The organism is Bartonella sp. AP30XZML (assembly GCF_042195945.1).
In the GTDB taxonomy this organism is placed as follows: domain Bacteria; phylum Pseudomonadota; class Alphaproteobacteria; order Rhizobiales; family Rhizobiaceae; genus Bartonella.
In genome coordinates, this window is record NZ_JBHIPJ010000118.1 from 211,521 (window position 1) to 233,607 (window position 22,087).

Genomic DNA, 22,087 nt, shown 5'->3' on the forward strand with positions numbered 1-22,087 from the left:
ATTTAATCCCTCTTATAAAAAAAGAGGGGATAATATCTTTAAGATAGTGATATTTTTATTCTTTTTTCAGTTCCTTTTGTGGATAAAATTGAGGATAAATAATAATCCACACTAAACACAGTTATAAATAAGAATAATCCTTTCTTTAATATAAATTTATTAATATAAATTTCTGTAAAAAATACTTTTGAATAGCATTTCATTAATGCTATAATTCTAACTCACATTTTTGTTATTAAAATAATTAAATACTATTTGGATTTTATATTTTTTCAAGTTTTTCATATAATTACTTAATATTACAGGAACAAATTTCATATAAATGGTACTTGCAGATTAAAAAAATTGAGTGTAGGATATTTTTTCTTAATAATATTTCACTCATAAATTTCCATAAATTATTTAGAACAATCTTCTCCTTAATTACAAAGAGCATATTTCATGCAAAAAATGAAACTACAAGAACTTAAAAGCAAAAATCCCGTTGAGCTTGTTTCTTTTGCTGAAACATTAGAAGTTGAAAATGCCTCCCTTATGCGCAAACAAGAATTAATGTTTGCTATCTTGAAAAAACTTGCTCTACAAGACGTTGAAATTATAGGAGAAGGTGTTGTTGAAGTTTTACAAGACGGATTTGGATTTTTGAGATCTGCTGATGCTAATTATCTTCCTGGTCCTGATGATATTTATCTTTCACCTGCACAAATACAGTCGTTTTCTTTAAAAACAGGCGATACAATTGAAGGACCCATACGCAGTCCAAAAGAGGGAGAACGTTATTTTGCTCTCCTTAAAATTAATACAATTAATTTCGAAAAACCTGAAAAGATTCGTTATAAAATCCACTTTGATAATCTTACTCCTCTTTATTCAAATGAACGTTTCCAAATGGAAATACAAGATCCTACAGAGAAAGATATGTCATCACGCGTGATTGATTTGATATCTCCATTGGGAAAAGGACAAAGAGGGTTAATTGTAGCTCCTCCTCGAACGGGAAAAACAGTTTTACTTCAAAATATTGCTCATTCTATTACCACTAATCATCCTGAATGCTATCTCATTGTTCTTTTAATAGATGAACGACCAGAAGAAGTTACTGATATGCAGCGTTCAGTAAAAGGAGAAGTGGTTTCTTCTACTTTTGATGAACCAGCAATACGTCACGTACAAGTGGCAGAAATGGTCATTGAAAAAGCCAAACGTCTCGTTGAATATGGGCGTGATGTTGTTATTCTTCTCGATTCTATTACACGTCTTGGACGTGCATATAATACAGTTGTTCCTTCTTCGGGTAAAGTTTTAACAGGTGGTGTGGATGCAAATGCCCTCCAGCGTCCAAAACGTTTTTTTGGTGCAGCACGTAATATTGAAGAAGGCGGATCTTTAACTATTATTGCAACGGCTTTGATTGATACAGGAAGTCGTATGGATGAGGTTATTTTTGAAGAATTTAAAGGAACAGGTAATTCGGAAATTGTTCTTGATCGAAAAGTTGCTGATAAACGTATTTTCCCTGCTATGGATATTTTAAAGTCAGGAACGCGTAAAGAAGAACTTCTGGTAGAACGACAAGATTTACACAAAATTTTTGTTCTTCGTCGTATTTTAGCATCTATGAATGTAACAGATGCAATTGAATTTTTGATTGATAAATTAAAGCAAACAAAAAATAATAGTGAATTTTTTGATTCAATGAATACGTAGAGTTATTAAAGTTTTTATTAGGATAAAACCTGTGGATACAATCTTTGCTGTTTCGAGTGGATTGTTACCTTCAGGGGTTGCAGTCATTCGGCTTTCTGGTCCTCATGTTGTGGATATAGTTAAAACGCTTTGTGGTCGTTTACCTAAAGCACGTTTTATGCATTATGGAAATCTTACTGCTCGTGATGGTAGTTTTTTAGATTCTGGTTTAACTGTTTTTTTTCCTTCTCCTCATAGTTTTACGGGGGAAGATTGTGCAGAATTCCATTTACATGGAGGAAAAGCAGTAGTTAATCGTTTTCTCGATGAATTGTCGACATTTTCTGGATGCCGTATTGCAGAGGCAGGTGAATTTTCACGTCGTGCTTTTATGGAAGGAAAATTAGATCTTGTTCAAGCAGAAGGTCTTGCTGATTTAATAGAAGCAGAAACGGAAAGCCAACGGCGTTTAGCTGTTATGGGTACAAGTGGACATTTAACGACGCTTTATCGTGATTGGCGTCATAAGCTTATGAAGGCGCGTGCTTTTATTGAGGCAGAACTTGATTTTGTTGATGAAGCAGATATTCCCAACGCAATATCTGATAAAGTTTGGAAAGATGTTGAGGATCTTTGTACTTCTATTCGGGAATATATTACTGAAGGAGAACGTGCGAGTATTTTACGTGATGGATTAAAAATTGTTATTGCTGGTGCTCCAAATTCTGGAAAATCAAGCATTATGAATCGTCTTTCAGGAAGATCTGTTGCTATTGTAACGGAAGAAGCAGGAACAACCCGTGATGCTTTAGAAATGAGAATTATTCTTGGTGGTTTACCTATTTTTTTAACAGATACTGCTGGTTTTAGAAAAACAGAAAATAAAATAGAACAGATGGGAATAGAAGTTGCTAAACAGCATGTTATGGAAGCTGATTTGGTTATTTTGGTTTATGATATAGGAAATCCTACGCAAGTTGATTTACCAGAAACATCGGCTGAAATATGGTGTGTTGGCAATAAGCTTGATCTTTATGAAAAAAGTGATCAGCGTTGGTCTATACAATTTTCCGCATTAACTGGTTTAAATTTTGATTATTTTATAAAAGAACTTGAATCATTTTGTCATTATCGTGCTTCTGAAATTGGAAATATTGTTCCAGCACGTAAAAGGCAACTTCAATTATTAAAGCAGGCTGTTAAAGAGATTGAATTTTCTCTTAATTATCATTCTCTTGATCTCAGTTTACGTGCAGAACATCTCCGTTGTGCAAGTGATTTTCTTGGGAAAATTACAGGAGATATTGATGTTGAAGATTTGCTTGATATTATTTTTTCAGAATTTTGTGTTGGTAAATAATGATTCACGTGAAACATTGATTATTTCATAGACAGATTATAAAGATTATGTAATTTATATCCTGTTTCACGTGAAACCTTATAATATTTTCTACGGAATGAATTAAATGCAATCATATGATGTTGTTATTGTTGGTGGTGGTCATGCTGGCTGTGAAGCGTCTTCAGCTTCAGCACGTGTAGGAGCCAAAACAGCGCTTGTTACACATAAAATATCAGCACTGGGAACAATGTCGTGTAATCCTGCTATTGGTGGACTTGGAAAAGGGCATCTAGTTCGTGAAATAGATGCGTTAGATGGTCTTATGGGAAGAGCAGCAGATGCTGCTGGAATTCAGTTTAGACTACTTAATAGACGTAAAGGACCGGCAGTAAGAGGACCACGGACACAGGCAGATAGACAACTTTATAAAAAAGCAATTCAAAAATTATTAAAAGAACAAGAAAATCTTACTCTTATTGAGGATGAAGTTATTGATCTGGTTGTTAAAGATAATTGTGTATCAGGTGTTATTTTAAAAAAACAAGGAACAATTTTTTCTGGTGCTGTTGTTTTAACAACAGGTACATTTTTAAATGGCTTTATTCATATTGGTAATAAAACATGGGCTGCTGGTCGTATGGGAGATCAGTCAAGTGTAAAACTTGCTGAACATTTGAAAAAATATCATATAAAACTTGGACGATTAAAAACAGGAACCCCTGCTCGTTTGAGTAAAAAAACAATTGCTTGGGAAGCTCTCAAAAAACAACAAGCAGATGAAAATCCCATACCCTTTTCTCTTTTAACAGAGAAAATTGAACAACCACAAATTGAATGTGCAATAACACGTACAAATGAGAAAACACATCAAATTATTCGCGAGAATATTTATCGCTCTGCTTTATATTCTGGAAATATTGAAGGGTTAGGACCACGTTATTGTCCTTCTGTTGAAGATAAAATTGTGAAATTTGGAGAACGTGATGGACATCAGATCTTTCTGGAACTAGAAGGATTAAATGATGATACTGTTTATCCAAATGGTCTTTCTACTTCTCTTCCTGAAGATGTACAAATTTCTCTATTGAAAACCATTGAAGGATTGGAAAATTCTATAGTTTTGCAACCTGGTTATGCTATTGAATATGATTTTGTTAATCCACAACAATTAACGAGAAACTTAGAATTACGTTCTTTACCGGGTTTGTTCTTAGCAGGCCAAATTAATGGTACAACAGGATATGAGGAAGCAGCAGCACAAGGACTTTTAGCTGGATTAAATGCTGCACGTAAAGTAGGTAAATTAGATGAAATACTTATAAGTCGTTCTACTGCTTATATTGGTGTTATGATTGATGATTTGGTTTCACGTGGTGTTTGTGAACCTTATAGGATGTTTACATCACGTGCTGAATTTCGTTTATCTTTACGATCTGATAATGCTGATACGCGTTTAACACCTTTGGCACAAAAATGGGGTATTGTGAGTAAAATACGTTGGGAATGTTATCAGAAAAAACAACAACGGCTTGATCAAGCACGATCAATATGTCAAAATCTTTTTTTAACACCCAATGAAGCTTCTGCTCATGGATTACATGTTAATCATGATGGAATTCGGCGTTCGGCTTATGATTTTCTTGCTTATCCTCATATGACCTTAGAGCGTCTTTCAAATTTTTGGCCACAATTACAAACAATTGATTCTAAAACAGCAGAATCTTTAGAAATTGAAGCACAATATGCGGTTTATTTAGATAAACAAGCACAAGATATTGCCTCTCTTCAGAGAGATGAGCGTTTAGAAATTCCTTCTTCTCTTGATGTTCAGGCAATTTCAGGTCTTTCAAATGAACTTAAATCAAAAATTCAAGAAGTGTCGCCGGGTTCAATTGCTGATGCACAAAAAATTGATGGCATGACACCCGCCGCGTTATCACTTATTATTACACATATTCAACGTCAACGACGTGAAAAGGCTAAAACAGCTTAATGAATTTTTCTACAGAAAAAAAATATCAACAATTATTAAATATTGTTCCTTCTGTTTCACGTGAAACGATGGAAAATTTAATTCAGTTTGAGTCTTTAATACTTCAGTGGAATGCACATATTAATTTGATATCTGCTACAACTATACCAGATCTATGGACACGACATATTCTAGATTCAGCACAAATTTTTCCTTTGTATGCTCATTCTTTACATTGGTGTGATTTAGGATCAGGAGGAGGTTTTCCTGCAATTGTGATTGCTATCTTTTTGAAAGAAAAAAAAACAGCACATATTAATCTTGTTGAAAGTAATGGGAAAAAAGTTGCTTTTTTGCGAACAGTTATTGCTCAACTTAATCTTCCAGCAACGGTTTATCACGCTAGAATTGAAGATATATATCAAAAAATTCCCATATCTGATATTATAACGGCACGGGGATTAGCGCCGCTTGATACTCTTTTACAACTCATTTTTCCTTTATTAACAGAAAAAACAATAGCTCTTTTGCAAAAAGGTCGGGATTACGCTACAGAAATAAAAAATGCCTCTGCCAATTGGCACTTTGATCTGTTAAAACATAAAAGTAAAGTTGATGAAAATTCTGTTATTTTGGAAATTTCTCATATTCGATCATATAGAGGGTAGAGCAAAATGAGCGAAACACGAATTATCGCTATTGCAAACCAAAAGGGTGGAGTCGGAAAAACAACCACAGCAATTAATCTTGCTACAGCTTTAGCGGCTATTGGTGAAAATGTCCTTATTATGGATGTTGATCCACAAGGTAATGCTAGTACAGGTTTAGGGATTGATCGTAATAGCCGTCCTTTATCTTCTTATGATGTTTTGGTTTCGGGCGTTTCAATTACACAGGCGGCTTTAAAAACAGCCGTACCCAATCTTTATATAGTTCCCTCTACACTTGATCTCTTAGGTGTGGAAATGGAAATTTCTTCATCAAAAGATCGCATACAACGCTTACGTAAAGCTCTCTATGATGATCCGGAAATGGAAAAAAAATTCAATTATATTTTAATTGATTGTCCTCCCTCCCTTAATCTTTTAACACTTAATGCTATGGGGGCTGCGGATTCTGTTTTAGTGCCTATGCAGTGTGAATTTTTAGCACTTGAAGGTTTAAGTCAATTACTTGAAACAGTAAAACAAGTGCGATCCGTACTTAATCCATCTTTAGAGATCCAAGGTATTGTTCTAACAATGTATGATGGACGTAATAACCTTTCAAATCAAGTTGTTGAAGATGTACGTTCTTTTATGGGAGATAAAGTTTATCGTACTGTTATTCCACGAAATGTAAGAGTATCAGAAGCGCCTTCTTTTGGCAAACCTGTATTGCTTTATGATCTTAAATGTGCTGGGAGCCAAGCTTATTTGCGTCTAGCATCAGAAATGATTCAACGTGAAAAACAAGCACGTGCTGCTGCTTAAAAATGTAAAATTTTTTGTAAGAAAACTCAAAGAGCAAAATTATGAACGATGATCTATCAAAAAAAAGACTAGGACGTGGATTAGCGGCATTGATTGGAGATATCAATTTAAACAACAATATTGCACGTTCATCAAGCTTTGATAAATTAAATGAATCCGGTAGTCTTTCTGAGCGATTTATTTCTATTGAATCTATTTCATGTAATCCTCACAATCCTCGGCGTCATTTTACTGAAACAGAGCTTGATAATTTGACACAATCAATTCGTCAACACGGTGTGGTTCAACCGGTTATTGTGAGGCCTTTAAGAGATCATCCTCATCGGTTTGAATTGATTGCGGGTGAACGGCGCTGGCGTGCAGCACAACGTGCAAATTTAAGTCAATTACCCGTTATTATTCGTGATGTGGACGATAAAACGGCTTTGGAATTGGCAATTATTGAAAATGTTCAACGTGCAGATCTTAATCCTATCGAAGAAGCAAAGGGATATGAGATGCTTCTAAATGAACATGATTATACGCAAGTAGATTTAGCGCAAGTTATAGGAAAAAGTCGTAGTCATGTTGCAAATACGCTTCGTTTGTTAAAACTTCCAGAAAAAGTACAACAATTCTTAACTGATGGACAACTTTCTGCAGGTCATGCACGTTGTCTTATAACCGTTGATGATCCACAAAATTTAGCTGAGAAAATTATTCGTGAAGGGCTTTCAGTACGTCAAACAGAAATACTTGCATATGAGCAAGCTAATCCTAAAACTAAAAAGCGTACCAATACGGAGAAAGATGCTGAAACAAAATCTTTAGAAAAATTACTTGCAGATGTGATAGGAATGAAAGTTATTATTCGACATGGTAAAAAAGGTGGAGATTTAAAAATACATTACTCTTCATTAGAACAATTAGATGAAATTTGTCGGCGTTTACAAAGTTAATCAATTGTTCTAAAAAGTTTTTTAACAGTTATATTTTAAAATTTTTATTATTCTATACATATGCTCTTTAGCAAATTCTATATTGCTTGGAGGTAAAAAGTTTTTTTCATAAGTAGAATTTCCTTCATCAGTAAGTACATACAATGTCGCTTGAAGTGCTAGGTGAGCAATAACAAACTCTTTCGGTGTTATATTATTTTCTTTTAAAATATTCACAAGTTTTGGATTATTAGAAATATAGGCAGCGTATTTTTCAATATTATCATTATAATTATTGAAATCACTTTTTTTATTTGTTTGTTCTGGTTCTGAAGATAAATTTTTACATTCTATTTTTATTTTTTCCAGCTTTAAAAGAAGATCTTCCGTTAAGGGATAATTTGCAATGAAAGGCGGTATAAAAGAAAGATCATCTATTTCTTGTTTTTTTTCTTGAGCGTATGATGCAAAAGGAAAAATGAAGAAAAAGCACAATAGAAGTTTAAACATGACTAAAAATTATCCTTTCTTTTTTGAATTTCAATAAATATTTTTTCGTCTGTTATTCTTTATTTTTATAAAAACATTTGTTAAATATAATCGAAATAAACCCAATTATTAGGAATGATAAAAACACGGTTATTTTTTAATGTGTCATAGCTGATTAGTTGCTCAAAATGAGTTTTTCACAGTTATCTAAAAGAATTGTCGCTTTAAAAAAATGTTTTTTAACAAATTCAAGATTGTTTAGAAATATAGTATTTTTCTCAGTAGAATATTCCTTTTCAGGTACAAATATGAGAAGCGTTGATATTTCTTTAAGAGCTAAGGTTCCTGAAGCAAAATCTTTCGGTGTTATATTATTTTCTTTTAAAATATTTACAAGTTTTGGTTTACTAGAAATATAGGTAGTGTAATTTTCAATACTAGATTGGATACTAGAATCATAAGTTATAAGATTATTTTTTGTTTCTGGAAGTAAGTTTTTACATTCTTTTTCAATTTTTTCCAGCTTTAAAAGAAAATCTTCCGTTAAGGGATAATTTGCAATGAGAGATGATATAAGAGAAGAATTATCTGTTTCCTTTTCCTCTGCCATTGTTTGTTGAATATGTATCACGAAAAGAAAAAGCAGGAACAAACGTAATACGAACTTACGCATAGTTAAAAATTATCCTTTCTTCTTCGAATTTCAGCAAAGACTTCTTCATCTGTTTCTTCTTCCATTACAAGGTTTCTTCGCAACACACTATCATCCCAGCGGAGAAAGGGATTGGTGGCTTTTTCTTGCCCTAAGGTTACTGGTAAAGTCATAGCGTTTTTTGCACGTAGCAAAAAAACTTCCTCTATTCTTTGGTGGAGTTTTTTATTATGTGGGTCAATTGTTAGTGCGAAAAGAGCGTTATTTTTTGTATATTCATGTCCACAATAAAGAAGTGTTTCATCAGGAAGTTTACGAAGTTTTTTTAAAGAATTCAGCATTTGTGTTGGTGTTCCTTCGAAAAGACGTCCACAGCCCAATGAAAAAAGTGTATCTCCAGCAAAGAGTAAATTCTTTTCAGGAAAATAGTAAGATAATGCGCCTAGAGTATGACCAGGTGTTGAAAGAGCTAAAAGAAGGTGTGAGCCAAAAGAAAAACTTTCATCAGGTTGAAGTGTTTTATCAAGATGATTGATCTTTTCTTTTTCTGCTTCTGGTCCGATAACCGTAGCGTTGTAAACTTGTTTTAATTCTGATAGGGCTTCTACATGGTCGTGATGATGATGAGTTACAAAAATAGTGTTAAGTGTCCAATTGCGGCGCTTTAAGGCATTGTGAATCGCTTTGCCTTCAGGAGCATCTATTGCAGCTGTCATACCACTTTTTTCATCATGAAGGAGTACACCGAAATTGTCTTCTCGACAAATAAACTGTTCAATCAACATATTTTTTCTCGTGAACAGTGTTTGGCGATGAATCTATAAAATAATCGGTAGTGATGATTTTTTTAAGAATCAGATTTGTCCTCTTCTGTAAAAAATCCTTTTGAATGTTTTATAATTATAGGCATTTGGGTAAGCATGAAAAGGACTGTTATAGGCATGACGCCAAATACTTTGAAACTTGTCCAGAAATTATCGCTAAAATTACGCCAAATTATTTCATTCAAAATGGCAAGAAAAATGAAAAAAAACGCCCAACGATAGGTAAGTTTTTGCCAACCTAAATCATCAAGTTTTAAGGTAGAATCAAGAGCATAACGTAAAAGTGGTTTTTTAAAAAACATCCCACCAAAAAGTACAAAAGCAAATAAGCTATTAATGATTGTTGGTTTCATTTTTATGAAAGTTTCATTATGAAGCCAGAGAGTTAGAAAGCCAAAAACTAAAACAAATATTCCTGAAATAAGAGGCATAATAGGAATTTGTCTTGCAAGGATCCATGATAAGCTTAGGGAAATAATAATAGCCACCATAAAAATAGCTGTTGCAGGGAAAATAGGCTTACTAAAATTTTGAAAAAATCCAATGTTTTTTATCAGCCATTCTCCCTTATAATTGGCAAAAAAGAAGGCAACCAATGGACCCATTTCCAAAAGAAACTTAAGTGTTGGTGAGAGAGAAATTTTTTTATTGTTATTCATCTTTTTTTTAGAATTATTGTGTAAATTAAGATTAGATAAAGGCTGTTTCATGCGTGTTTTCCTGCAATAGTTTCGGCAAAGTCAGAAGCAGAAAAGGGTTGAAGATCTTCAATATCTTCTCCTATACCGATAAAATAAACGGGTAATTTATATTTTGCTGCGATAGCGACAAGAATTCCTCCTCGTGCAGTCCCATCTAGCTTTGTCATAACTAAACCATTAACACCAGCAATATCACGGAAAATGTCCACTTGGTTGAGTGCATTTTGTCCGGTTGTTGCATCAAGAGTTTGAAGGATTGTGTGGGGTGCTTGGGGGGTGTGTTTTTTTAAAACACGAATAATTTTTGCCAACTCATCCATTAATTCAGATTTATTTTGTAAACGCCCTGCTGTATCAATAATTAATACATCACTGTTTGTTTTTTTTGCTTTTTCATAAGCATCAAATGCTAAGCTGGCGGCATCTGCACCCAATTTTGTCGAAATAACAGGAGAATTGGTACGTTCACCCCAAATTTGTAGTTGCTCAATAGCGGCGGCTCGGAAAGTATCACCAGCTGCCAGCATAACTTTTAATCCTCCTTCTGTTAATTTGGCTGAAAGTTTTCCAATAGTTGTCGTTTTTCCAGTGCCATTTACACCTACCAGCAAAATAACATGAGGTTTATGGCTGAGATCAAGTTCTAATGGTATTGCAACAGGTTCCAGAACTTTTTTGACTTCATCAGCTACAATAGTATGAATGTCATCTGGGGAGAGGTTTTTTCCGTAACGACTGGAAGCTAAAGTATTTGTGATACGTGTTGCCGTCTCTACACCTATGTCAGCTTGGATAAGAATATCTTCGAGCTCTTGCAATGTATCTTCATCAAGTTTTCTTTTAACAAAGAGATCGCCAATTGATCCGCTTAGGCGTTGTGAAGAAAGGGATAGGCCTTTTTTAAGGCGCCCAAACCACGCTGTCTTTTTTTGTTCAACAGAAGGTTCAGATAAAATTTCTTCATTCTTTTTTTCACGGATGTTGTCTGTGACAATAATTTTACCAGAAAAGGGAATTTTATCAGAATGGGATTCTAGAAATGGAGATTTTTCATCATATTTTGTAAGTATTGACTCTGGATTTTTTGTCTTTTCATTATTTTCTTCTATTATATCGCTTTTATCAGGAATAGAAATTTGTTGTTCTATTTCTTGCTCTTGAGATTTGTTAAAAGAGAATATTTTTTTTATAAAAGATTTAGTCATAAGAATTCTCCTGCTCAAGCAGCGTTTAATTTTGGAGGGACAGCAATCAATTTATCGCCATCATGATCAACGATAAGGGCTTGAACAATTGTTCCTGCTTTTGCACCTTTAACTTGTACAAGAGTATAATCTTCTGTTCGTCCGATTTCATCTTTTTCAACGAGAATTGTTTGTAGACTGTTTTGTAAATGAGCAAGATGCTTTTGGTAAGCCATATCACCTGCTTTACGCAATTTTTCAGCACGCAGCTTAACTATTTTACGGTTGATTTGTGGCATACGTGCGGCAGGTGTTCCTTCTCTTGGACTAAAGGGGAAGACATGGAGATGGGTTAAATTACAGTCTTTGATTAAGGCAAGACTATTTTGAAACATCTCTTCTGTTTCTGTAGGAAAACCAGCAATTAAGTCGGCACCATAAACCATTGTAGAACGTTTGGCACGCAATTCTTGGCAAAATTGAATGGCATGTTCGCGCAGATGACGCCGTTTCATCCGTTTTAAAATCATATTATCACCTGCTTGCAAAGATAAATGCAAATGGGGCATGATTCTTGTTTCATAAGCTAAAAGATTTATGAGTTCTTCGTCTGCTTCAATAGAGTCAATAGATGAGAGGCGTAATCGGGCTAAGTCAGGGACATGATGCAAAATAGCTGAAGTTAATTTTCCTAGAGTAGCTTTTCCAGGAAGATCGTGGCCATAACTTGTAAGGTCAACACCTGTAAGGACCACTTCTTGGATACCCCCACCTATCAGCTTTTTAATTTGTTCTATGACAGCACCCATGGGAACTGAACGAGATGGTCCTCGTCCATAAGGAATAATGCAAAATGTACAGCGGTGATCGCATCCGTTTTGTACCTGTACAAAAGCGCGGGTGCGCTCTTGCATTGCACTGACCATATGTGGAGCAATTTTTTGTACTTCCATAATGTCATTGATATGCACCTTTTCAGAATGATTAATACCAAAATCAGGAAGTTGACGATAAGAATGAGCGTGAAGTTTATCTTCGTTTCCTAAAACAATATCTACTTCTGTCATTGAGGCAAAATTTTGTGCTTCTGTTTGGGCTGCACACCCTGTTACAATGATACGCGCATGAGGATTTTCACGTCTTGCTTTGCGGATAGCTTGTTTTGCTTGTCGTACGGCTTCGGCAGTGACAGCACAGGTATTAAAGATAATAGCACCATCTTTAAGCTGATCTAGCCCTGAAGAAGTACTTTCTTTGCGAATGATTTCCGATTCGTAGCTATTAAGTCGACAACCAAAAGTTACAATTTCTATTGCCATCAGGAGTGATCCTTTTTGTAGCACCCTGTTAAAGGGCTTAAAAAACCACTAAAGTGATATTTAATTGGTCCTGTCATGATAATATGATCGTCTTCTCGGTAAAAAATATTAAGTGTTCCCTTTGGTAAATTTACATCAACATGGCGCTCTGTAAGTCCACGACGATAAGCAGCCACTGCACTTGCACAAGCAGCACTCCCACATGCTTGTGTTAATCCTGCCCCTCGCTCCCATGTACGTAAATTTAGACTTTTCTTTGACGTTATGCAAGCAATGGAAATATTGCATCGTTCGAGAAACAGGGGATCATGTTCAAGTTTTGGCCCATATTTTTCTAATGGAATATGTTGAATATCATTTTCAACAAAAAAGATAGCATGGAGATTGCCAATGGATATGAGACAAGCGTCTTTTAGGGGACCAGCCATAATTTCTACGTGATTGGTATCAACTATTTCACGTGAAACAGGCATCTCTTTTGCATTGAAATTTGGGCATCCCATATCAACAGAAATGAGATTATCGGTTTGGTATTTTCCTTCAATAATTCCAGCGGGAGTTTCTAAATGAAATTTTTCACCAAAATTGTGATCTTTAAGCCATGCGATGACACAGCGGGTACCATTGCCACAAGCTTTAGCCATTGATCCGTCGGCATTCCATATTTCTATGCGGAAGTCGGCTTTTTTTGGGGTTGGTGTGTGGATAGCCATGATTTGATCAAAATGCATTTCAGGATCTGCCGACAAAGCAAGGATTGCTTGTGGTGTAAGAGCGTATGTGCTTTCACGCATATCAACAACAATAATTTGATTTCCAAGACCGTCCATTTTGCTAAATGGCGTTTTCATGAAACTTCTCTATTTCTAATGATTACTTATAAAAAGATATATGACTGAAAATATTATAAATTTCTAGTGTTTAATAAATATAAAATTGGGTACATAAATTATTTCTTTTAAAATAAGTGATTTTAACCTGTTTTTTTTAATTTGTTAATTTATCTTTGTAACTATAACAAATATTCGCTTAATTTTTTTGTGAACTTATTTATTGTCGTGGGAGAGAGTACAGACATGGCGTTTTCAAAAGTTTCGTTTTTCGTTGCACTATCAACTGTAATGTTTTTAGGGGGGTGTTCAACAACACGGTTTGATGGTAATGACGATGGTAACGCATTAGAAGTTTTTTATCCATCTCAAAAAATGACAATATTAGAAGCGTCTGATCTGTCGTCTACTTCTTCGTCGATATCTGAAGATGCAAACGCTCCGATGTATGAAAAAGGAGATTCTCAGAGCGATGGACGAATGGCTAGTCTCGAATTGCCAAGCAATGCCACTGATTTATTTCCTGCAAGTATTGCTGGGGTATGGAATCTTTCTATGGGAGGAAAAGTTTGCCGGATTGCAACTCCACAAACAAAGTTTGGACAAGGGTACCGTGCTGGTCCTTTACACTGTCCAGGAATTGTTTCCCAAGTGAGATCGTGGGCTGTTAAAGGAAAAAGATTATATTTTTATAATAACTCTGGACGTGTTATCCTCGTTCTTTATTCTTCAAATGTTGATCGTTTTGAGGGACGTACACTTGATGATCATCCCGTTATTTTAAGTCGTTAAATCATTTTTGATCGTTTATGACAAACTAAACTAGACGGACAGATTCTTGAAAAGTATTTGTATTTTTCATTGAGGTCGGTTTGAAAAAGGTTTTTTGGATGATTCTCGTTTCAACACGTTATAAGGAGCTTGTCGCTAAAGGAGAGGTTTGTTTTGATCCCGCTCAATTAGCTATAACAGAATATTTTGATCATTTATTAAAAAAAATTGCGGAACAAAATATCTCTCATTCTTTGCCTTGGATATTTTGCTCTTTCTTTAACAGAATATTTAAAAGGAAAAAACAAAATATTTCTTGCGTTGTAAAACAAGGAGATGAAACAGTTTTTTTTCAGGGACTGTATATTTATGGTGAAGTAGGACGGGGCAAAACCATGCTGATGGATTTGTTCTTTTCTTGTTTGCCTAAAGTTCATAAAAAGCGTGCCCATTTTAATGATTTTATGGCTGATGTGCATGAGCGTATTAATTCTTATCGTCAAGCATCTGGGTGTACAAAATTTAAACAAGATAATCCTATTTTAGCTGTTGCTAAAGATCTTGCACGAGAAGCAAAAGTACTTTGTTTTGATGAGTTTAGTGTAACGGATATTGCTGATGCTATGGTATTGGGGCGGCTTATTTCTGCTCTGTTTGATAAAGGAATTTTCTTTATTGCGACTTCAAATGTGGCGCCGGATAACCTTTATTGTAACGGTTTGAATCGTGAGCTCTTTTTGCCTTTTATTCAAGTTTTGAAAGCATATGTTCGTGTTGTTAATCTTGATGCAAAAACAGATTATCGCCTTGAAAAATCAAATCTACAACAGATGTATGTATCGCCGTTGGGGGTCCAAGCAAATGAATATATGGATCAAGCATGGGCACTTGTATTGCAAGGACATAAGGAGATGTCTGATGAGCTTTCTATAAAAGGGCGCTTTATTCCTATTCCGCGCTTTGGTGCAGGATGTGCTCGTTTTGATTATGGGGATTTATGTGCAAAACCTTTGGCCGCGGCTGAATATTTGTTATTAGGAGAGCATTATCATACGATTTTTATTGATAATGTACCGGTCATGGATGATACATGTCGCAATGAAACAAAACGGTTTATTTTGCTTATTGATATTCTTTATGAGCGGCATATACGGTTGTTTATGTCGGCAGCCGCAGGGATAGGGGATTTGTATAAAGGGCATGCGCAGATTACGGAAACATTTGAATTTCAAAGAACACAATCACGTCTTTTCGAAATGCAAAGCTACGATTATTTAAAACTTTGGGAAGAACATTTTCTTTTGAAGAAGAAGCATTGATTATACTTTTACCTTTACGTAAACTGTCAAAACAATAACTTTTTGAAATTAAAGAAATATAATAATTCTGTTGTATTTTTTTTAAATTCACTTTATCGATACATCGTGATAATTTTCTAATAGTTGTTTCAGCGGAGGGTTGTTGTTTCTGTAAGGAGATAAATTTGTAAATTTCATTTCTTTACTCCTTTTTATGATATTGTTTGAATATGGTTGAAGTCAAAAATATTCAGTATACGGACGTTGATTGGGTGTGCGCTGAATGATCTAAAAGTTAGGAAAAAATAAAATGGCACGGAAAAAAATAGCTCTCATTGGTTCAGGTATGATTGGTGGTACTTTAGCACATATTATTGGGCTTAAAGAGCTTGCTGATGTGGTCTTATTTGATATTACAGAAGGTGTGCCACAAGGTAAGGCTCTAGATATCGCCGAATCTTCTCCCGTTGATGGTTTTGATATCAGTCTAAAAGGTGCTAATGCTTATGAAGCAATTGAAGATGCTGATGTTGTTATTGTAACAGCAGGTGTTGCGCGAAAACCTGGTATGAGCCGTGATGAACTTTTGGGCATTAATTTAAAGGTTATGGAACAAGTTGGAGCTGGAATTAAAAAATACGCTTCTTCAGCGTTTGTTATTTGTATTACCAATCCCCTTGATGCGATGGTGTGGGCATTGCAGAAATTTTCAGGTCTCCCTACACATAAAGTAGTTGGTATGGCTGGTGTTCTTGATTCAGCGCGTTTTCGTCATTTTTTATCTGAGGAATTTAAGGTCTCTATTAGAGATGTGACAGCGTTTGTTTTAGGGGGGCACGGTGATACAATGGTTCCTCTCGTGCGTTATTCAACAGTTGGTGGTATTTCTTTGCCTGATCTTATAAAGATGGGCTGGACAACACAGGAAAGAATTGATCAAATTATCCAGCGTACCCGTGATGGCGGTGCAGAGATTGTTGGTTTGTTAAAAACAGGTTCTGCTTATTATGCACCAGCAGCTTCTGCTGTTTCTATGGCTGAGGCCTATCTAAAGGATACTAAGCGTGTTGTGCCTGTTGCAGCTTATCTTTCAGGAGAATATGGGGTTAATGATACCTATGTTGGGGTACCTGTTGTACTTGGTGCAGGTGGTGTTGAACGAGTCATTGAAATTGATCTTGACAAAGAAGAAAGAGGTGCTTTTGATCATTCAGTAAATGCGGTTAAAAAGCTTTGTGAAGCTTGTATTGCTCTTGTACCTAGTCTCAAGTAAATTGAACAAGATTTAATTCATTAAAATAAGTATTTAGAATGTTAAAACTTTAGGATTAATAAGATCCATAAAAGAAAAGGACAAATGCATGAATATCCATGAGTATCAGGCCAAACGTCTGCTTCATGAATATGGAGCACCAATTGCAAATGGTGTCGCTGTTTATTCTGTAGAGCAAGCTGAAAAATGGGCGGAAAAATTGCCCGGACCTCTCTATGTGGTTAAAAGTCAGATACACGCTGGTGGTCGTGGTAAGGGTAAGTTTAAAGAACTTGGTCCTGATGCAAAGGGTGGTGTTCGGCTTGCACAATCTGTTGAAGAAGTTGTTGCAAATGTTCAAGAAATGCTTGGAAAAACTTTGGTAACCAAACAAACTGGTCCAGAGGGTAAGCAGGTCAACCGCCTTTATATTGAAGATGGTGCCGATATTGAACGGGAGCTTTATCTTTCACTTTTGGTTGATCGTAGCGTTGGTCGAATTGCTTTTGTTGTTTCAACAGAAGGTGGAATGGATATTGAAACGGTTGCTGAAGAGACACCAGAAAAAATATTCACGCTTCCCATTGATGCTGTAGAGGGTGTTACTTCAGCTGATTGTGCAAGACTTTGTGATGCGTTGAAACTACAAAGTAGTGCGCGAGAAGATGGTGAAAAGCTTTTTTCGATTCTCTATAAGGCATTTTGTGAAAAAGATATGAGCCTTTTAGAAATCAATCCGCTTATTGTGATGAAAGATGGTCACTTGCGTGTTCTTGATGCGAAAGTTTCTTTTGATAATAATGCTCTGTTTCGTCATCCAGATATTTTAGAATTGCGCGATCTTTCAGAAGAAGATCCAAAGGAAATAGAAGCATCAAAGCATGATCTTGCTTATGTTGCTCTTGAGGGTACGATTGGTTGCATGGTTAATGGTGCTGGGCTTGCTATGGCAACAATGGATATCATTAAGCTTTATGGAGCAGAGCCAGCGAATTTTTTGGATGTTGGTGGTGGAGCATCAAAAGAAAAGGTGACAGCTGCTTTTAAAATTATTACGGCCGATCCAAATGTTAAGGGCATTTTAGTTAACATTTTTGGTGGTATTATGCGTTGTGATGTCATTGCTGAAGGTGTGGTTGCTGCTGTTCGTGAGGTTGGTTTAAAGGTTCCCTTGGTTGTTCGTCTTGAAGGTACTAATGTTGAGCAAGGTAAAGCAATTATCAATGAGAGTGGTTTGAATGTTATTCCTGCTGATGATTTAGATGATGCTGCCCAAAAAATTGTTGCAGCCGTGAAGGGAGCTTAAGCTATGTCAATTCTTGTGAATAAAGAGACAAAAGTTCTAGTTCAAGGGCTTACAGGAAAAACAGGAACATTTCATACAGAACAGGCACTTGCTTATCATGGTACGCAAATGGTTGGTGGCGTTAATCCTAAAAAGGGTGGAGAAACATGGGAAGGTTTAAAAGGCGAAACTCTTCCTATTTTCGCTAATGTTGCAGAAGCAAAAGAAAAAACAGGTGCAGATGCTTCCGTTATTTATGTTCCTCCTGCAGGGGCTGCGGCAGCTATTATAGAGGCTATAGAAGCTGAAGTTCGTTTAATTATCTGTATTACGGAAGGTATTCCCGTTATGGATATGGTTAAAGTGAAGGCGCGATTAGAAAACTCAAAGTCTCGTCTTATTGGTCCTAATTGTCCCGGTATTCTTACACCAAATGAATGTAAAATTGGTATTATGCCTGGTTCTATTTTTAGAAAAGGTTCTGTTGGGGTTGTCTCGAGGTCGGGAACTTTAACTTATGAAGCCGTTTTTCAAACGAGTCAGGAAGGTCTCGGACAAACAACTGCTATAGGGATTGGTGGCGATCCTGTTAAGGGTACTGAATTTATTGATGTGTTGGAAATGTTTTTAGCGGATGATGAAACCGAGTCTATTGTTATGATTGGTGAGATTGGTGGTTCTGCTGAAGAAGAAGCAGCACAGTTTCTGCAAGATGAAGCAAGAAAAGGTCGAAAAAAGCCAGTTGTTGGCTTTATTGCTGGCCGTACGGCTCCTCCAGGACGTACAATGGGACATGCTGGTGCTGTTATTTCTGGTGGTAAAGGTGGAGCAGAAGATAAAATTGCGGCAATGGAATCAGCAGGGATTCGTGTGTCTTCTTCGCCATCACAGATAGGTAAGACTTTGATGTCAGTTTTGAAAGGCTAAAAGAAAGTTTCACCTGAATAAGAAAAGGTTCTTAGATTCAGGTGAGAAAACTTGAGTATAAAAAGGTAAAACTTTTTTGAATGTTCGAATCACTGCTTGTTTGTAAGCATTTAAAGGTCAAAAAGAGATATAAGGAGACGGAATAAATGTTCCGGAGAAGTATATGGCAAGGCAGGACGAAATAAATAGCCTTTTTGCACAGACATCATTTCTTTATGGTGGGAATGCGGATTATATAGATCAACTTTATGCTCAATATGAAAAAGATCCTACCAGTGTTGATTCACAGTGGCGTGCTTTTTTTGAAGGACTTCATGATAATAAAGAAGATGTTCTTAAAAATGCTGAAGGAGCAACATGGCAGCGTGATCATTGGCCATTAAAAGCAGAGGGTGAATTGATTTCTGCTCTTGATGGTGATTGGTCTTCTCTTGAAAAATATTTTGGCGATAAATTAAAGGAAAAAGCAATAACAGGTGCTGCACAAAAGGGAAAAACTTCCAGTGAACAAGATATTATTCGTGCAACACGTGATTCCGTTCATGCAATTATGATGATTCGTGCGTTTCGAGAACGGGGACATCTTCATGCGCAACTTGACCCTCTTCAATTGGCCGAAAAACAAGAAGATTATAAGGAACTTTCTCCAGAAGCGTATGGTTTTACTCCAGCTGATTACGAGCGTCCTATTTTTATTGATAATGTTTTAGGGTTGGAATATGCAACTATTCCGCAAATGCTTGAGATTCTCAATCGTACCTATTGTTCAACAATCGGTGTGGAATATATGCATGTTTCTGATCCGGTTCAGAAAGTATGGCTTCAAGAACGCATTGAAGGGCGAGATAAAAAAAATTCTTTCACACACCAAGACAAGAAAGCTATTCTGAATAAGCTTATTCAGGCAGAGGGATTCGAACAGTTTTTAGACACTAAATATAAAGGCACAAAGCGTTTTGGACTCGATGGTGGTGAGGCGTTGATTCCCGCTCTTGAGCAGATTATCAAATGTGGTAGTGCTTTGGGGGTTAGGGAAGTTATTTTAGGGATGGCCCATCGTGGTCGTTTAAATGTTCTTTCACAAGTTCTTGCCAAACCGCATAGGGCTATTTTTCATGAATTCAAAGGGGGATCTTACAAGCCTGATGATGTGGAGGGATCCGGTGATGTCAAATATCATTTGGGAACTACCGCTGATCTGGACTTTGATGGTAAAAAAGTTCATTTATCGCTGTTGGCCAATCCATCTCATCTTGAGATTGTTGATCCGGTTGTTATGGGAAAAGCACGTGCTAAACAAGATCAACTTATGGGACATGCGCATACTGATTTACTCCCATTAAGTGAGCGTTCAAAAGTGATGCCATTGCTTATTCATGGTGATGCCGCTTTTGCAGGACAAGGCGTTATCCAAGAAACTTTTGGTCTTTCAGGTCTTAAAGGTTATCGTGTTGCAGGCTCACTTCATGTTATTATCAATAACCAGATTGGTTTTACAACATCTCCACGTTTTTCACGTTCTTCGCCTTATCCATCAGATGTCGCAAAAATGATTGACGCACCAATTTTCCATGTGAATGGTGATGATCCTGAGGCAGTTGTTTTTGTTGCCAAAATAGCAACAGAGTTTCGCCAGATTTTCCATAAACCAGTGGTTATTGATATGTTTTGTTATCGCCGTTATGGGCATAATGAAGGTGATGAACCTTCCTTTACGCAGCCGCTTATGTATAAAGCAATACGTAATCATAAAACAACACTTCAACTTTATAGTGACCAATTGGTAGCAGAAGGAATGGTTACTTCAGAAGAGATTGAGCAACAAAAAAAATTATGGCGCGATAAGCTTGAAGGTGAACTTGAAGCAAGTGCTTCTTATAAACCTAATAAGGCTGATTGGTTTGATGGAAGCTGGACGGGACTCAAAGCTTTTAGTAGTTCTGATGAGCAGCATTCTAGAACAACTGGTGTTGAATTAAAAACTTTAAAGGAAATTGGTCAGAAAATTGTTGAAATTCCGGCAGATTTTCACGTTCACAAAACCATTCAACGTTTTTTAAATAATCGTGCTAAAATTTTTGAAACCGGTGAGGGTGTTGACTGGGCAACTGCTGAAGCTTTAGCTTTTGGTTCACTTTGTTTGGAAGGAGCACCGGTTCGTCTTTCCGGTGAAGATGTTGAACGGGGAACTTTTTCACAACGTCATTCAGTTCTTTATGACCAAGAAAATGAGGCGCGTTATATTCCTTTGAATCATTTACAAAAGGGGCAAGCGCTTTATGATGTTGTTAATTCTATGCTTTCTGAAGAAGCTGTTCTTGGTTTTGAATATGGATATTCTCTTGCTGAACCACGAGGATTAACACTTTGGGAAGCACAATTTGGTGATTTTTCTAATGGTGCACAGGTCATTTTTGATCAATTTATTTCATCCGCAGAGCGTAAGTGGCTTCGTATGTCTGGTCTTGTGTGTTTATTGCCTCATGGTTTTGAAGGGCAAGGGCCGGAGCATTCTTCTGCACGTTTAGAACGGTTTCTTCAACTTTGTGCGGAAGATAATATGCAGGTTGCTAATTGTACAACCCCTGCAAATTATTTTCATATTTTGCGTCGACAAATTAAGCGTGATTTCCGGAAGCCATTGATTTTGATGACACCGAAATCACTTTTACGTCATAAGCGAGCTGTTTCTTTTCTCAATGAAATGGGGCCAGAAACAAGTTTTTGTCGTGTGTTGCTTGATGATGCAGAATGTCTCAAAGATTCTGTCATTAAGTTGCAAAAAGATAATAAGATTCGCCGTGTCGTTCTTTGTACTGGTAAGGTTTATTACGACCTTTATGAAGAACGTGAAAAAAGGGGTATTGATGATGTTTACCTCCTTCGTGTTGAACAGCTTTATCCTTTCCCTGCAAAAGTTTTGGTGAATGTATTATCGCGCTTTTTGCAGGCGGAAGTTTTTTGGTGCCAAGAGGAACCAAAAAACATGGGGGCTTGGTCATTTATTGAGCCTTATTTGGAATGGGTTTTGACGCATATTAATGCGCAATATTCACGTGCTCGTTATGCAGGACGTCCTGCGAGTGCGTCACCGGCCTCTGGGTTAATGGTGAAACACCTTGAACAACTGGCTGCGTTTCTTAAAGACGCGTTAGGTTCTTAATTT

At 36.3% G+C, this 22,087-nt stretch carries 19 protein-coding genes; 12 read left to right on the forward strand and 7 right to left on the reverse strand.

Annotated elements, in window-relative coordinates; translation table 11 throughout:
• Window positions 1-441: 441 nt before the first annotated feature.
• The 6 genes from rho (at window position 442) to ACFIL2_RS10030 (ending at window position 7,410) form a co-directional block, all read left to right on the forward strand.
• Window positions 442-1,707 (forward strand): transcription termination factor Rho, encoded by a 1,266-nt coding sequence (gene rho, locus ACFIL2_RS10005; RefSeq protein ID WP_015857121.1) that lies wholly within the window; start codon window positions 442-444, stop codon window positions 1,705-1,707.
• A 31-nt stretch (window positions 1,708-1,738) separates the two neighbouring features.
• Entirely contained in the window at window positions 1,739-3,046 is a 1,308-nt protein-coding gene (gene mnmE, locus ACFIL2_RS10010) for a tRNA uridine-5-carboxymethylaminomethyl(34) synthesis GTPase MnmE (RefSeq protein WP_375639469.1), read from the forward strand.
• A 106-nt stretch (window positions 3,047-3,152) separates the two neighbouring features.
• Window positions 3,153-5,021, forward strand: coding sequence for a tRNA uridine-5-carboxymethylaminomethyl(34) synthesis enzyme MnmG (gene mnmG / locus ACFIL2_RS10015; RefSeq protein ID WP_375639467.1), 1,869 nt, complete (start codon window positions 3,153-3,155; stop codon window positions 5,019-5,021).
• On the forward strand, window positions 5,021-5,668 hold the full coding sequence (rsmG, locus tag ACFIL2_RS10020) for a 16S rRNA (guanine(527)-N(7))-methyltransferase RsmG (RefSeq protein ID WP_375633639.1): 648 nt from the start codon (window positions 5,021-5,023) through the stop codon (window positions 5,666-5,668). Before mnmG ends, rsmG begins: the two co-directional genes overlap by 1 nt.
• 6 nt (window positions 5,669-5,674) lie before the next feature.
• Window positions 5,675-6,472, forward strand: coding sequence for a ParA family protein (locus ACFIL2_RS10025; protein ID WP_273790170.1), 798 nt, complete (start codon window positions 5,675-5,677; stop codon window positions 6,470-6,472).
• Window positions 6,473-6,513: 41 nt separating this feature from the next.
• Complete coding sequence (locus ACFIL2_RS10030) at window positions 6,514-7,410, forward strand: ParB/RepB/Spo0J family partition protein (RefSeq protein WP_375612765.1); 897 nt, start codon at window positions 6,514-6,516, stop codon at window positions 7,408-7,410.
• 21 nt (window positions 7,411-7,431) lie between these two features.
• Here ACFIL2_RS10030 and ACFIL2_RS10035 read toward each other — a convergent pair whose 3' ends face one another.
• The 7 genes from ACFIL2_RS10035 to dapF all read right to left on the reverse strand — a co-directional run bounded on the left by ACFIL2_RS10035 (window position 7,432) and on the right by dapF (window position 13,409).
• Complete coding sequence (locus ACFIL2_RS10035) at window positions 7,432-7,899, reverse strand: hypothetical protein (protein WP_375680111.1); 468 nt, start codon at window positions 7,897-7,899, stop codon at window positions 7,432-7,434.
• 154 nt (window positions 7,900-8,053) lie between these two features.
• Complete coding sequence (locus tag ACFIL2_RS10040; RefSeq protein WP_375633637.1) at window positions 8,054-8,551, reverse strand: hypothetical protein; 498 nt, start codon at window positions 8,549-8,551, stop codon at window positions 8,054-8,056.
• Window positions 8,552-8,553: 2 nt separating this feature from the next.
• Window positions 8,554-9,315, reverse strand: coding sequence for a hydroxyacylglutathione hydrolase (gene gloB, locus ACFIL2_RS10045; RefSeq protein WP_375633636.1), 762 nt, complete (start codon window positions 9,313-9,315; stop codon window positions 8,554-8,556).
• 62 nt (window positions 9,316-9,377) lie between these two features.
• Window positions 9,378-10,064: a septation protein A gene (locus ACFIL2_RS10050; protein WP_375633635.1), complete on the reverse strand. Its 687-nt coding sequence runs from the start codon at window positions 10,062-10,064 to the stop codon at window positions 9,378-9,380.
• Window positions 10,061-11,260 carry a signal recognition particle-docking protein FtsY gene (gene ftsY, locus ACFIL2_RS10055; RefSeq protein WP_375633634.1) on the reverse strand — a complete coding sequence of 400 codons (1,200 nt, stop codon included), beginning with the start codon at window positions 11,258-11,260 and terminating at the stop codon, window positions 10,061-10,063. Before ftsY ends, ACFIL2_RS10050 begins: the two co-directional genes overlap by 4 nt.
• Window positions 11,261-11,274: 14 nt before the next feature.
• Window positions 11,275-12,558: a tRNA (N(6)-L-threonylcarbamoyladenosine(37)-C(2))-methylthiotransferase MtaB gene (gene mtaB / locus ACFIL2_RS10060; RefSeq protein WP_375633633.1), complete on the reverse strand. Its 1,284-nt coding sequence runs from the start codon at window positions 12,556-12,558 to the stop codon at window positions 11,275-11,277.
• Complete coding sequence (dapF, locus tag ACFIL2_RS10065; protein ID WP_375636422.1) at window positions 12,558-13,409, reverse strand: diaminopimelate epimerase; 852 nt, start codon at window positions 13,407-13,409, stop codon at window positions 12,558-12,560. Before dapF ends, mtaB begins: the two co-directional genes overlap by 1 nt.
• A 225-nt stretch (window positions 13,410-13,634) precedes the next feature.
• Between dapF and ACFIL2_RS10070 the strand changes: the two genes are divergently transcribed.
• From ACFIL2_RS10070 to ACFIL2_RS10095, 6 genes are all read left to right on the forward strand, one after another.
• Window positions 13,635-14,180, forward strand: coding sequence for an AprI/Inh family metalloprotease inhibitor (locus ACFIL2_RS10070; RefSeq protein WP_375633631.1), 546 nt, complete (start codon window positions 13,635-13,637; stop codon window positions 14,178-14,180).
• A gap of 98 nt (window positions 14,181-14,278) precedes the next feature.
• The gene (gene zapE, locus ACFIL2_RS10075; protein WP_375633630.1) at window positions 14,279-15,478 is read left to right on the forward strand and encodes a cell division protein ZapE; all 1,200 of its coding nucleotides are present in this window, start codon (window positions 14,279-14,281) and stop codon (window positions 15,476-15,478) included.
• Window positions 15,479-15,767: 289 nt separating this feature from the next.
• Window positions 15,768-16,730, forward strand: a complete 963-nt coding sequence (mdh, locus tag ACFIL2_RS10080; RefSeq protein WP_375617436.1) for a malate dehydrogenase — start codon at window positions 15,768-15,770, stop codon at window positions 16,728-16,730.
• Between the two features lie 88 nt (window positions 16,731-16,818).
• Window positions 16,819-18,015, forward strand: a complete 1,197-nt coding sequence (gene sucC, locus ACFIL2_RS10085) for an ADP-forming succinate--CoA ligase subunit beta (protein ID WP_375633629.1) — start codon at window positions 16,819-16,821, stop codon at window positions 18,013-18,015.
• Window positions 18,016-18,018: 3 nt separating this feature from the next.
• The gene (gene sucD, locus ACFIL2_RS10090; RefSeq protein ID WP_375633942.1) at window positions 18,019-18,921 is read left to right on the forward strand and encodes a succinate--CoA ligase subunit alpha; all 903 of its coding nucleotides are present in this window, start codon (window positions 18,019-18,021) and stop codon (window positions 18,919-18,921) included.
• Between the two features lie 163 nt (window positions 18,922-19,084).
• The gene (locus ACFIL2_RS10095; RefSeq protein WP_375680110.1) at window positions 19,085-22,084 is read left to right on the forward strand and encodes a 2-oxoglutarate dehydrogenase E1 component; all 3,000 of its coding nucleotides are present in this window, start codon (window positions 19,085-19,087) and stop codon (window positions 22,082-22,084) included.
• The last annotated feature ends 3 nt before the right edge of the window (window positions 22,085-22,087 follow it).